Here is a 12507-nt window from a genome sequence, read left to right as displayed (position 1 = left end):
TTTCTACAATCTAACGTTGATAAATGGGAAAGGAGCCTGAGATGATTCTCCCAGACTCCCATACCAACCTACTCATCTTCATCATCATCAAGGTTTGACAAGAGGTCATTGACCTTGACAATACTTTCTTTTGCACGTTCAGGGTAGTCCCCTTCATTACCAGTCAGGCTACTATTGATGAATTCGATGACCATCGGAAGATTCATCCCTGCGTATAAGTCAATCGCACGTCCTTCAAGGATCAAGCGGCTCACAGTGTTGCAAGGAGTTCCTCCCAAGAGATCTGCAAATACAATATAGTCTTCTAGACCTTGGACTGTTGCTTCAAATTTAGCAGTAAAGTCTTCTGGGCCTTCTTCTGGTAAGAGTGCAACCGTATGGATGGATTCTTGTGGTCCCATAATCATCTCTGTGCTCGCTTTAAGCTCTTCACAAAAGCGACCATGGCTGACCAATACTAACTGTTTTGCCATACCTTACTCCATTATGCCATTCCAAAGAAGAAGTGGCCAAATGCTGAGAATGCGATTGCTGCAAGGATGATGAGCAAGATAGCTTTTGTAGAGTTCATACCCTTACGTCCAAGCAACCAGTAGATTACACCTGTGATGATAGCTGGTACCAAACGTGGGAAGATAAGGTTGAGCATATCTTGAATTTCAATCGCTTTGTCCCCAATGTGTGGAGTCCAAGAAACTTCAACACCAATCATGCTGGCAATCAAGGCACCAACCATGAAGATACCCAGAACGGCAGCTGCGTCGATCAAAGCTGTCAAGGTACTTTGCATGTTGTTGATGAGGTTAACCCCTTCTTTATAGGCAAATTCCAACTGTTTCCAACGGAAAATGTCATAAGCAACTGCCACAGCGATCCACAAGAAGATACCGGCTGGGTTTCCTGCAATAGCCAAAGTTGCTGCGATTGAACCCATAATAGCTGGTACCAATGATCCAAAGATTGAGTCCCCAAGAGGAGCGAATGGTCCCATGAGACCTGTCTTGATCCCGTTCACCGCATCTTTTGATTTGACACCATCTTTTTCTTCCAAAGCAAGGTCAAAACCAGTGATAATGGTGTGGAAGAATGGTGAAGTATTGAAGAATTGCGTATGCAATTTCATCATTTCTTTCAATTCTGGAGTGCCATCACCATACATTTTACGCAACTGAGGTAAAAGCATATAAAGGTAACCAGAAGCCTGCATCCGTTCGTAGTTCCAACCCAATTGGAAGGTGAAGAGGCTACGTTTGTTGATTTGTTTAAAATCTTCTTTTGTTAGTTTGTAATTAGAATTCGTCATCTTCAATTTCCCCGCTTTCTACATTGCTTGCTGGAGCAGCTACGACTGTACGTTGGCTGTTTTTGAAGTGTTGCACTGCAAGGAAGATACCGATAATGGCAATACCAATCATAGATACACTCTTGAAGTTGTTAACAAAAGTAATAGCTTGTTCTTTTGGAAGTTTAGCGAACACATCAGAACCAACAATGCTAGACACTGCAGCACCAAGGCTTTGAACATTGCTATAAAGCACTGTCAACATTGCTGTTAAGCCAAAACCAAGTGCAAGATAGTGAAGGTTACGACGAACAGGAAGGTAACGAAGCAAGATCGCAAATCCAAGACCTGGAAGCATTTGACCTGCGAGTTTCAGACCGTTTGCCAACCATTGTACATTAGCAAGACCTGTAACAACAGTTTCTACGAAAGAACCACCAAATGCAAGAGCCAAGAAGACTGGAAGGGCACGAGAAAGAGCCCAAGGAACAGCACCAAGAAGGTAGTTGCGTTCAATTCCTTTATAGTCGTAACGTTCGATCGCAGCATCTACACGGTGAGCGAAGTAAGTTGTAGTCATACGACCAAGAATATCAAAGTAGGTCAACAAAGTTGCTACCGGCACAGCGATTGTAGCAATAGCAATCTCTGGATCAATCCCTTTTGCTACTGAGAAGGCAGTCGCAAGAACGGCACCAGATGTTGCGTCAATACGAGAAGCTCCACCGAAAGTACCTACACCGAGCACTGTCAATTGAAGAGAAGCTCCGATAAATAGACCTGTCTTTAAATCCCCCATGACAAGTCCTGTAATGAAACCAGCAAAGACTGGTGATCCTGCTGATGAAACAATCGTCAACTCATCACAGATTTGATAAGCTGAGTACAAAGTAAGTAGTAAAATTTGCCACCATTGTATCATGACAATTTCCTCCTAAAAATTTTCTTTTACTTTAATAACTTCATAAAGTCTTCTGCAGTGTCGTTTGGCACCATCTGAGACGTAATCTTTACACCTTTTTCGTGGATCTTGTTGAAGTCTTCCACGTCCGCGTCCACCACATTGATCGAGCGGGTAATCGCGCGTGTCTCATCAGATTGAGACATATTGCCGACATTCAGCGTTTCAAGCTGAACGCCTGCTTCGATCAAACGAAGGAAACGATCAGGTTTGCGAGCTACGATAAAGAGTCGTTGGCTATCATATTTTCCAGCCAAGATATTTTCCGCAGCCTTTGCGACTGGCAAGATACTGAGCTTAACACCAGGTGGTGTCGCTAGTTTCAAGCCACTTTTTTCAATATCATTTTGAGCGACTTCATCATCGATCACCATGATACGTGAAACATTTAGTTTGGTAGTCCAAAGATTGGCTACCTGCCCGTGGATCAAACGTCCATCGATACGGCATCCTACAATAGTCATAAGTTTTCCCCCTTTACTTCTTTGAATGTAGGTTGTTGAACAAGTTGAAGTGTCTCTTGGTAACGCCCTTCTGTCTCAAAGACGATCAGGCTATTGGCTCCTTCTTTGAGGAAGCCATGAGGCACGTAGAGTGAAGTGGTCGGTCCGACTTCCCAGAAGCGACCAAGGTTATGGCCGTTGACAAGACGACCCCTTTCCCAAATCCTGTCATATCCAGATAGGTGTCAAGGGTGTGGTCCAGCTGAAAATCATATCGGTAAAATGCTGGAGCACCTGCCTGCCATTCCTTTGAAAAATCGAGCTGACTGAGATCTTGTAAATCCAGTGGGTACTGCTTCCAATGAAGGTGGAAATGCAAATCCACACAGACACCTGTGCGAATGCCCTTGTGCTGGCTATCAGCTAAGAGCTTGTGCCCATAGTTGACACGTCCCATATTTTCAAGCAAGATTTTTAAATTCGTAACCGCTTTCTTTTTTCCTTTGATAAAAAGATCTTCACCGATCTCTGTTTGGTATTGTGTTGCTACATGTTGATCATCCAGGTAAATCTGTACCCGATCCCGACCATCAATGATGCGCAGTTTTTCTTCTTCCGCATCCAACTCAAGGTCTGTCTCATATAGTAGATAACCTGTGGTTTGCCCCAACTCTTCCATCTTTTCGGGATAAAGGCTGATCTCAACCTGAGCCAAATTGTCCAAATTCCCAAAAAGACTAGTCTTGGCTGCCAATTGCAAAGTTTGTTCTGGCAAACACTCTTTGATGAGCGGTTCCTGCTGTGGGTATTCCGGATAATAAGTCGCCATCATCTTTTGAATAGCATAATACTTCTCCGTCGGATTGCCCTGCTCATTGAGCAAAGCCCCATAGTCATAGGACGTCACCTGTGGCAAATCGAGCGTCCCCCGAGCTGAGCAACCATTCATGAAGCCGAAATTGGTTCCGCCATGAAACATATAGAGGTTGATCGAGCCAAGCTCCAAGACCTCATGGACAGCTTCTGCCAACTCCTCTGGGTCCCTTTGAATCACGGGTTCCTTCCAGCGGGTAAACCAGCCATCCCAGAATTCCATACACATCAAGGGCCATTTCTTGCCGTATTCGTCAAAGAATTCTTGCATCTGACCAAAGTTATAGGCTGCTTTGGAACCGAAGTTTCCCGTCACGAAGAGGTCTTCTTCGATCAAGGTTCCTGTTCTTAGCGTTGCTCGCCATGGCCCATCTGATGTAAAGAGGGGACAGGTCACGCCTTTTTCCTTCATCAAATCCCGAATGGCACGAAGATAATCCTTATCCTCTCCATAAGAGCCGTACTCATTTTCCACCTGCATCATGAGGACTGGACCACCCTGATCCACTTGGTAGGGTGTCAACAACCCAAGCAAGCGATCATAATAACGATCCACTGCTTCGATAAAGGCTGGGTCTGATGAGCGAATTCGCAGGTCTTCTTCTAAGAGCCAGGCTGGTAATCCACCAAATTCCCACTCTGCACAGATAAAGGGCGACGGCCTTACAATCACGTAAAGTCCTAGGGACTGGGCTGTTTGAATGAAACGCTCTAGATCCAATCGGCCACTAAAGTCAAACTCCCCTTTGCGGGGTTCATGCGCATTCCAAGGGACATAGGTCTCAACCGTGTTAAAACCCAAAGCCTTTAGATTATACAAGGAATGATACCAGTCTGCTGGGTCAATTCGGAAATAATGGATCGCTCCGGATAAAATCTTGAAGGGTTGATCTTTTAAATAGAAAGCATCGCGAATCTCAAAAACTCCCATAAACGCCCCCCTTTCTTATATGTAACCCTTTTCATTTATTAATATAATAAATTATTTAAAAAATGTCAACACTTTTATAAAAAATATGTTAAAATAGGGTTAAATAAGAGAAATCTAAAGAGAGGTAGCACTATGGCAATTCCAAAGTACCAACACATCAAAGATGAATTGAAGCAGCAAATTATCTCCGGAAAATTTGAAAATGGAGATAAATTTTATACTGAAGCTGAACTCATTAAAATTTATGATGTCAGCTCTATCACCGTTGTCCGTGCTTTGAACGACCTCGCTGCTGATGGCTACATTGTCCGCCAGCAAGGAAAAGGAACCTTTGTTTCTCGTGCTCGAAAACACAAACTGGTTGAATTTTCAGATGTTGAAACTTTCCCAATCCAAAAGGCCAAAGTCAAAGTTCTCTCTATTAAACGTGGAAATACCTTAAGCATCCTAGACAAACTAGGCCTCAACCCAACGCAATTCTACTATAAGATCGAACGGACTCGCCAGACAGGGGATGATACCTATATCTTCCACCAAACCTATATTCCTGAACAATACATCAATCCAAACTATCCAAATTTGGAATACTACAGCTCTATCTATGATCGCTTCAAAGAAGACTACCACATTCATATGAATGATGAGCACTTCGAAGAAGTCAACGAAATCGTCTTTCCTACACCAAGCAAGGTTGCTAAAGTATTGAAGATCGACGAAAATTTCCCAACGGTCAAACAAGTGAAGACGACCAAGCTAGAAGCGACTGGCCAAATCCTTGAATACACGGAAACCTATAAACGCGGTGACTACTACAAGATCAAGTTCATCTCCTGTGACCGCGATCACTAAGAACCAAAAAGACTGAGACATCTCGGTCTTTTTTATAGCTCCAGTATAGCATGTTAAAAACGATTTCTAAAGACCTCTTTAAAAATATATATAATTAGTGATAGTTTAGCTATAAAAAGTTTAAAAAGAGAGTGGGACAGAAATCGGTAATTCGTTAGAATTCGATTTCGTCGTCCCACCTCCGCACAGTTGAGTAGGGCTGTAAAAGCTGATGAAATCAGCGTATTAGAGCCCACTCAACCACTGCGTCTTGCAGTTAGTCTTATCAAACATCAAAGGCTGGACAGTTTTTGCCCAGCCTCTTTCGTCTATTTTTCAAATTCCCTTTTTCGTTGCGATTAGTCACCCAAACCGATGCGTTCGAAGATTTCATCCACCCGTTTGGTGTAGTAAGTTGGGTTGAAGATTTCGTCGATCTCTTCTTGAGTGAGGCGTGAAGTCACTTCTGGATCTGCTTCGAGAAGTGGTTTGAAGTCGACTTGGTTATCCCATGATTGGGCAGTCTTCGGTTGAACAAGGTCGTAAGCTTGCTCACGTGTCATGCCTTTTTCAATCAAAGTCAACATGGCACGTTGGCTGAAGATCAAACCAAATGTAGAGTTCATGTTGCGGATCATGTTTTCTGGGAAGACTGTCAAGTTCTTAACGATGTTTCCGAAACGATTGAGCATGTAGTCAATCAAGATGGTTGTGTCTGGTGCAATGATACGCTCAGCTGATGAGTGAGAGATATCACGTTCATGCCAAAGGGCTACGTTTTCATAAGCTGTTACCATGTGACCACGGATCACACGCGCAAGACCTGTCATGTTTTCAGAACCGATTGGGTTCCGTTTGTGTGGCATTGCTGAAGATCCTTTTTGACCTTTGGCAAAGAACTCTTCCACTTCACGTTGTTCAGATTTTTGAAGACCACGGATTTCAGTCGCCATCCGCTCGATAGAAGTTGCGATGCTAGCAAGAACTGCAAAGTACTCAGCGTGAAGGTCACGAGGAAGGACCTGTGTAGAGATTTCTTGAGCACGGATACCCAATTTGTCGCAGACGTATTTTTCAACAAATGGTGGGATGTTGGCAAAGTTACCAACCGCACCAGAAATCTTACCAGCTTCCACACCAGCAGCCGCATGCTCGAAACGCTCAATGTTTCGTTTCATTTCGCTGTACCAAGTAGCCAATTTAAGACCAAAAGTTGTCGGCTCAGCGTGCACACCGTGGGTACGACCCATCATGATAGTGAACTTGTGTTCTTTCGCTTTGTCAGCGATGATGTTGAGGAAGTTTTCAAGATCCTTGCGGATGATATCGTTGGCTTGTTTGTAGAGGTAACCATAGGCCGTATCTACCACGTCAGTAGAAGTCAACCCATAGTGAACCCACTTACGCTCTTCACCAAGCGTTTCAGAAACCGCACGTGTAAAGGCAACCACATCGTGACGTGTTTGCTGCTCGATTTCCAAAATACGGTCGATGTCAAAGTCCGCTTTTTCACGGATCAAAGCCACATCTTCCTTAGGGATTTCTCCCAATTCAGCCCATGCTTCGTCAGCCAAGATTTCCACCTCAAGCCAAGCACGGTATTTATTTTCTTCAGTCCAAATGTTCGCCATCTCAGGGCGGCTATATCTATCAATCATATTTAATTTTCCTTTCTTTTGATGTTTTACATCAGTTAGCAACCGACAGTCGCTTTACTCAAATTCTTCTTTCCCAATCCACACAGATGGATAGTGATCGAGTGTATTCAAATCCGTATCCAGCGGCAGATCATAGATAGCAAAATAGTTTTCAGGATATTGAGCAGTCAGCTCTTCATACTTAGCTTTCACTTTTTCGTGATTGCTACTAGCATATAAGACTTCGACGACTGCTCCTGTCTTGTCCTTCTCAACAAAAGCATTGACAATGAGTTGAATCATAAAACCTCCTAAATCGAAATGCCCTTCATGTTTGCTTCCAGAATAGGCATCTTCACACCTAACTCCTGACCAGTCTGATAAACACTTTGACAACAATAGAAGATGTCCTGTTTATCATTGTGTAAGGTCATGATTTTTCGGGTTAGCTCATTTTTCGCAAACATAACTTTCATGGCTTTGCCGGCTATCCAAGCCGGAATTTTGTAGGGTAAGAGTTCTGCCTTGTAAAGCTTCAAATTCACTCCACGCGCTTCTACAACTTTCAAGGCTTCTCGAATGGCCTTGATGGCTAATGATAATTCTGAAGAACTATTCATCAAGTTCAAAGCCAATTCTTCTGGATTTTCCAGATTTCCTGAGCGAGCAGCCGTCGAAGTGACACCCGCATTAATCGCCATGTGAATCCAAATCCACTCGACCATATCATGAGGCACTTCCCACTTCAAATCTGCAGAAGTCAGCAAAGTTGTCAGATCAGCATAGTTAGAAATGTGTGCTTTGTGTTCATCTTCTAGCATTAAATGGTCAAACAAGACACCATCCAAATGGTCCTCCTGCATGTGACCACCCGCTGTCGGAAAGGCCAGAATATAATCGTAATCTCCTGCCCACTCTTGGACCTCTTCTCGAGTATCCCAGAAATTACAGAAGAAAACAAGGGTGCCTTTGATATTATTTTTTCGCAAGGTCTCCACAGCTTCTTTGACAAAACCATGACGCACACTCAGAAAAATAAAATCATATTCCGAATCAGCTTCCGCCACATGAACCTCATAGGTGTCGTGTTTGTTTTCACCTTTGGAATGATAGCGACCATCTAGTAGATCAACCGACAACTCCTTCGGAGCTGTACTTTTCTTACTATCTCTCAGTACGTGTTCCACTTGATGGCCAGCTTTTTGAAAGGCGTAGGCATAAGTGGTCCCGATGACTCCAAGTCCTAAAATCGCTATTTTCACTTAAAAATCAATCCCTTTCCCAAACTCAACCACATTGTCTGGTTCACTACTAAACAAGGTCACATGCCCCATCTTGCGGTTATGCTTTGCTTCTAGTTTACCATATAAGTGGAGGTGGGCGCTTGGATTTTCTGTCACATATGTTTCAACAGCCTCGACGTGTTGGCCGAGAACATTGAGCATGACAGCTGGCGAATGAAGGTTGATTGCTGGGAGTGGCGCTCCGAGAACACCCAAGATGTGGGTATCAAACTGGGAGAAGTCGCAAGCTTCAATTGAATAATGCCCTGAATTGTGTGGACGTGGCGCAATTTCGTTGACAATGATGTCATCTGCTGTCGCAAACATTTCCACACATAGCGTTCCAGAAAGGTTGAGTTGTTCAGCTATTCGCACTGCCATGGCTTTGGCTTTTTCAGCTAGACTTTCTGAAATGCGAGCAGGCACAATGGTTTTTGAAAGAATGTTGTTGCGGTGGATATTTTCCTGAACAGGGAAGACTGTCACGTCCTTGCCATTACCAGACACGATGACAGAAATTTCAAGGTCAAAGTTGACGAACTCTTCTAAAACGCAGTCTGCTGAGTCCGCTAAAGCGTAGGCTTCTTCCAAGTCTGCTTCTGAACGAATGACCTTCTGACCATGGCCATCGTAACCACCGGTCGCTGTCTTGAGGACATAATTTTTCGACAGATCGATATCTGTCAAATCTTGGCTTGAGGTCACAACCTTGTAAGGAGCCACAGTGACTTGGGCCTTGTTGGAAAGAAAGTCCTTCTCAAAAATGCGATTTTGGGAAATGCGAAGCAGGTCTGTCCCTTGTGGGAGTTGTCCATCTTTGATAACGGCATCCAAACCATCAGCATCCACATTTTCAAATTCATAAGTGAGAACATCACAGCGATCTGCCAACTGACGAAGGGCATCCACGTCGTCGTAAGGAGCTACGATGATTTCCGCCACACGAGAGGCTGGGCAATCAGCTGCTGGATCCAGTGCGATAACCTTGTGCCCCATGTAGATAGCTGAGATTGCCATCATCTGACCGAGCTGGCCACCACCGATAATCCCAATGGTTTTAGTTGAGCTCATTTGTAGACTCCTCTGCGATTTTTCCTTGTTCTTCTGCGAAATCCGCTAACGCTGTCGCAATAGCCTGGTCCTCTACTGAAAGAAGACGGAGGGCAAAGAGGGCAGCGTTGGTCGCACCTGCTTCACCGATCGCCATAGTTGCGACAGGCACTCCACCTGGCATCTGAACGATGGAATAAAGTGAATCCACACCGCTAAGAGCACGAGACTTGACGGGTACCCCGATGACTGGAAGGGTCGTTTTAGCAGCAACCATACCTGGCAAGTGAGCAGCGCCACCCGCACCCGCGATGATGACCTTGATGCCACGGCTACGTGCTTCTTCCGCATGTTTGAACATGAGGTCTGGTGTCCGGTGAGCAGAGACAACTTTCTTTTCGTAAGCGACGCCGAAGTTGTCGAGGACTTCAGCAGCTTTTTGCATGGTTGCCCAGTCAGATTTTGAGCCCATGATGATGGAAATTACTGGTTTCATTTTTTCTCCTTTTTCGATAATCGTCTATTGTAGTGCGGACGTAAGCGAACGCCTGTAGCGTTCCATTACTAAAACTGGAGCCTGAGTCTCCAGTTTTCCGCTCCTAGTAGCAGAGCTACTAGGAGTTCCACTACTGCGACGATTATCCTATACTAGCTCGCTAACGCTCGCAAATCAAGCGACCATTATCTTAGTTTGGCTCGCTTTCGCTCGCCATGACAAAGTTAGTATCTGTTAACCTTTTATTGCCTTACTACCAATATCGTTTCGGTAGAAGAGGCCTTCTGTGTTTTGTTTGTTGAGTTCGTTGTAGATGATGTTTTGACCGTCTTTGACGGTGTCTGCTGTGGTAACCAGCATGTAGACACGTCCACCATTTGAGAGGAGGTCTTGGCCATTTTCAGCGAATTTGGCACCAGCATAGTAAGTGATGATGTCACCATCTGTCTTGGCTGGAAGTTTGACACCCTTCTCATAAGCGAGTGGATAGCCGTTTGATGCTACAACCACGCCCAATGTCACACCCTTGTCCGTCCAAGTGATAGCTGGCTCTTTTCCATCCAAAATGTCAGTGATATTTTGCGCAAAGTCAGATGTCAAACGAGGCAAGATAATTTGCGTTTCAGGATCTCCAAAACGAGAGTTGAACTCGATGACTTTCGGTCCATCAGCTGTCAAGATAAGCCCCGCGTAAAGGACACCAAGGTAGGGACGCCCTTCTTTGATCATGCCTTCAAGAACCGGCTTGACAATGGTGTCAACCGCTGTGTCAACCACGCTCTGTGGCAAGTGAGGAACTGGTGCATAGGCACCCATCCCACCAGTGTTAGGACCTTTGTCGCCATCGTAGGCACGTTTGTGGTCCTGAGCCGTCGGCATAATGTAGAACTTATCCCCATTGACAAAAGCAAAGAGAGAGAACTCTTCCCCGTCAAGGAATTCCTCGATGACGACACGCGCACCTGAGTCCCCGAATTTATTGTCTAAAAGCATCTCGTGAGCGGCTTCAACTGCTTGCTCAACCGTCTCCGCAACGACAACACCTTTCCCAAGGGCCAGACCGTCTGCCTTGACGACGATTGGAGCGCCTTTTTCTTCGATGTAGGCCTTGGCTTCCTCGAAATCTGAAAAGGTTCCATAGGCTGCTGTCGGAACATCGTATTTGACCATGATTTCCTTAGCAAAATCCTTAGACCACTCCAGCTCAGCTGCAGCCTTGGTCGGACCAAAAGTCTTAAGACCAGCTGCATTGAAATCATCCACGATTCCAGCCGCAAGGGCATCATCTGGACCGATAAAGGTCCAAGCAATATCGTTGACTTTTGCGAAGTCAATCAGCTTATAATGTTCGGAAATTCCGATATTGATCAAATCCAGACCGTCTAATCGCATCCCATCATTACCAGGAGCCACAAAAACCTGCTCAACGTTTGTAGACTCCAACAATTTCTTAGCAATCGCATGCTCACGACCGCCAGATCCAACAACCAAAAGTTTCATCTCGAACCTCTTTTGCGAATTATTTTATTAAATTATATCATAATCGTTCGTTTTATTCTAATGATTTCAGCAAAAGTCTCCTATTTCCAGTAGAATCCAAACATTTTTTGCTATTTTCTCCTATTTCTCATTTTTTTCCGAATAGTATAGGTGAGACCTACTAATTGACGAAAAGGAGTATTATGCAAACAATCAAAAAATTTCTCGTACTGACTTGTGCGACATGGGGGATGCAAGCCTCTATTGCTCATGCAGATCAAACGACCAATGCTATCTATGCTGAAAAAGGGCAGTTGGTGATTCATCTTGGAAACGTCCCGGATAAGTATCAAAAGATCCAAGTTCCCATCTGGTCTGACCAAAATGGCCAAGATGACCTGATTTGGTATCCTGTGGAACGCAGTGACAAAGGATTTGACCTACAAGTGCCTTTAACCAACCACTCTGATCAAGCCGGACTTTATCATGTGCATGTCTATGGGGTGGAGGCAAATGAACAGCTAACCGGTCTTTACCCTCTCACGACCAGCGTCCAGCAAAAAGACCTAGCTTCCTCCCAACCCAAGATTACGATCACACCCATCTCCTCACAAGAATTTGAGGTAGACCTAAAGTTGTTCGAAGACGTTGACGAGATTGTATTCCCCATCTGGTCAGAAGAAAACGGGCAGGATGATTTAGTCTGGTATCCCGCAAAGAAGATTGCACCTGGACATTTCCAACTGCGCTTTCAGACTCAAAAACACAAGGGAAGCGGGCTATTTCACCTACATGTCTATCAGAAAAGCCAAGGACAACTAAAAGGGCTATTCCCCACTACCTTTCAAGTGGAAAAGGCAAAGCCAAAGCTCACTCCACTCGCGACACATCCGGGAAATACCTACCCCATTGGTGAGTGCACCTGGGGAGCCAAAGAATTAGCCCCTTGGGCCCACAACTGGTGGGGAAATGGCGGCATGTGGGCAGCTAGTGCACGCGCTGCTGGATTCCGGACAGGAGACACTCCAGAGATCGGTGCCATCGCCTGTTGGGACAATGGGGGATATGGCCATGTCGCCTTGGTTACGGACGTCGAACATGACCAAAAAATTCAGATCCAAGAGGCTAACTACAATGGCCATCGCTATATCGACAACTTCCGTGGTTGGTTCGATCCAACCAACCCCATCTGGGGAACCGTCACCTACATCTACCCCGATTAAGGTCTTCTTAATCAGCAGAAA

At 44.9% G+C, this 12507-nt stretch carries 12 protein-coding genes and 1 pseudogene; 2 read left to right on the top strand and 11 right to left on the bottom strand.

What is annotated here, in order from left to right:
• Nucleotides 1–68: 68 nt before the first annotated feature.
• From LPB220_RS00340 to LPB220_RS00320, 5 genes and pseudogenes are all read right to left on the bottom strand, one after another.
• The gene (locus LPB220_RS00340; protein WP_150905004.1) at nucleotides 69–473 is read right to left on the bottom strand and encodes a PTS sugar transporter subunit IIA; all 405 of its coding nucleotides are present in this window, start codon (nucleotides 471–473) and stop codon (nucleotides 69–71) included.
• An 11-nt stretch (nucleotides 474–484) separates the two neighbouring features.
• Nucleotides 485–1303 carry a PTS system mannose/fructose/sorbose family transporter subunit IID gene (locus tag LPB220_RS00335; RefSeq protein ID WP_023920055.1) on the bottom strand — a complete coding sequence of 273 codons (819 nt, stop codon included), beginning with the start codon at nucleotides 1301–1303 and terminating at the stop codon, nucleotides 485–487.
• Nucleotides 1290–2204, bottom strand: a complete 915-nt coding sequence (locus tag LPB220_RS00330; protein ID WP_023920053.1) for a PTS mannose/fructose/sorbose/N-acetylgalactosamine transporter subunit IIC — start codon at nucleotides 2202–2204, stop codon at nucleotides 1290–1292. The genes LPB220_RS00335 and LPB220_RS00330 overlap by 14 nt, the downstream gene beginning before the upstream one ends.
• A gap of 26 nt (nucleotides 2205–2230) precedes the next feature.
• The gene (locus tag LPB220_RS00325) at nucleotides 2231–2707 is read right to left on the bottom strand and encodes a PTS system mannose/fructose/N-acetylgalactosamine-transporter subunit IIB (RefSeq protein WP_003009322.1); all 477 of its coding nucleotides are present in this window, start codon (nucleotides 2705–2707) and stop codon (nucleotides 2231–2233) included.
• Nucleotides 2704–4490: pseudogene (locus tag LPB220_RS00320) on the bottom strand (glycoside hydrolase family 35 protein). Before LPB220_RS00320 ends, LPB220_RS00325 begins: the two are co-directional and overlap by 4 nt.
• Nucleotides 4491–4622: 132 nt before the next feature.
• Between LPB220_RS00320 and LPB220_RS00315 the strand changes: the two are divergent.
• Nucleotides 4623–5339, top strand: a complete 717-nt coding sequence (locus tag LPB220_RS00315) for a GntR family transcriptional regulator (protein WP_031572835.1) — start codon at nucleotides 4623–4625, stop codon at nucleotides 5337–5339.
• Nucleotides 5340–5677: 338 nt separating this feature from the next.
• Here the strand turns inward: LPB220_RS00315 and purB are convergent, their stop codons facing one another.
• The 6 genes from purB to purD form a co-directional block, all read right to left on the bottom strand.
• On the bottom strand, nucleotides 5678–6976 hold the full coding sequence (gene purB, locus LPB220_RS00305) for an adenylosuccinate lyase (RefSeq protein ID WP_003002393.1): 1299 nt from the start codon (nucleotides 6974–6976) through the stop codon (nucleotides 5678–5680).
• A gap of 54 nt (nucleotides 6977–7030) precedes the next feature.
• A complete protein-coding gene (locus tag LPB220_RS00300; protein WP_150905002.1) occupies nucleotides 7031–7258 on the bottom strand; it encodes a phosphoribosylaminoimidazole carboxylase in 228 nt (75 codons plus the stop codon).
• An 8-nt stretch (nucleotides 7259–7266) separates the two neighbouring features.
• Nucleotides 7267–8217 (bottom strand): ketopantoate reductase family protein, encoded by a 951-nt coding sequence (locus LPB220_RS00295; RefSeq protein WP_150905001.1) that lies wholly within the window; start codon nucleotides 8215–8217, stop codon nucleotides 7267–7269.
• Nucleotides 8218–9309 carry a 5-(carboxyamino)imidazole ribonucleotide synthase gene (gene purK / locus LPB220_RS00290; RefSeq protein ID WP_150904999.1) on the bottom strand — a complete coding sequence of 364 codons (1092 nt, stop codon included), beginning with the start codon at nucleotides 9307–9309 and terminating at the stop codon, nucleotides 8218–8220.
• Nucleotides 9296–9784, bottom strand: a complete 489-nt coding sequence (gene purE / locus LPB220_RS00285) for a 5-(carboxyamino)imidazole ribonucleotide mutase (RefSeq protein WP_003015335.1) — start codon at nucleotides 9782–9784, stop codon at nucleotides 9296–9298. The genes purK and purE overlap by 14 nt, the downstream gene beginning before the upstream one ends.
• Nucleotides 9785–10018: 234 nt before the next feature.
• On the bottom strand, nucleotides 10019–11284 hold the full coding sequence (purD, locus tag LPB220_RS00280) for a phosphoribosylamine--glycine ligase (protein ID WP_150904997.1): 1266 nt from the start codon (nucleotides 11282–11284) through the stop codon (nucleotides 10019–10021).
• Between the two features lie 182 nt (nucleotides 11285–11466).
• Between purD and LPB220_RS00275 the strand changes: the two genes are divergently transcribed.
• Nucleotides 11467–12486, top strand: coding sequence for a GBS Bsp-like repeat-containing protein (locus LPB220_RS00275; RefSeq protein WP_150904996.1), 1020 nt, complete (start codon nucleotides 11467–11469; stop codon nucleotides 12484–12486).
• Nucleotides 12487–12507: the final 21 nt, after the last annotated feature.

The organism is Streptococcus sp. LPB0220 (assembly GCF_008727815.1).
Classification (GTDB): domain Bacteria; phylum Bacillota; class Bacilli; order Lactobacillales; family Streptococcaceae; genus Streptococcus.
This window is presented reverse-complemented; position numbering and strand designations above follow the sequence as displayed.

Coding starts and splice junctions, on each gene's coding strand:
- purD (WP_150904997.1), bottom strand. CDS start 11,284: ATGAAACTTTTGGTTGTTGGATCTGGCGGTCGTGAGCATGCGATTGCT.
- LPB220_RS00340 (WP_150905004.1), bottom strand. CDS start 473: ATGGCAAAACAGTTAGTATTGGTCAGCCATGGTCGCTTTTGTGAAGAG.
- LPB220_RS00330 (WP_023920053.1), bottom strand. CDS start 2,204: ATGATACAATGGTGGCAAATTTTACTACTTACTTTGTACTCAGCTTAT.
- LPB220_RS00325 (WP_003009322.1), bottom strand. CDS start 2,707: ATGACTATTGTAGGATGCCGTATCGATGGACGTTTGATCCACGGGCAG.
- LPB220_RS00315 (WP_031572835.1), top strand. CDS start 4,623: ATGGCAATTCCAAAGTACCAACACATCAAAGATGAATTGAAGCAGCAA.
- LPB220_RS00275 (WP_150904996.1), top strand. CDS start 11,467: ATGCAAACAATCAAAAAATTTCTCGTACTGACTTGTGCGACATGGGGG.
- purK (WP_150904999.1), bottom strand. CDS start 9,309: ATGAGCTCAACTAAAACCATTGGGATTATCGGTGGTGGCCAGCTCGGT.
- LPB220_RS00335 (WP_023920055.1), bottom strand. CDS start 1,303: ATGACGAATTCTAATTACAAACTAACAAAAGAAGATTTTAAACAAATC.
- purB (WP_003002393.1), bottom strand. CDS start 6,976: ATGATTGATAGATATAGCCGCCCTGAGATGGCGAACATTTGGACTGAA.
- purE (WP_003015335.1), bottom strand. CDS start 9,784: ATGAAACCAGTAATTTCCATCATCATGGGCTCAAAATCTGACTGGGCA.
- LPB220_RS00300 (WP_150905002.1), bottom strand. CDS start 7,258: ATGATTCAACTCATTGTCAATGCTTTTGTTGAGAAGGACAAGACAGGA.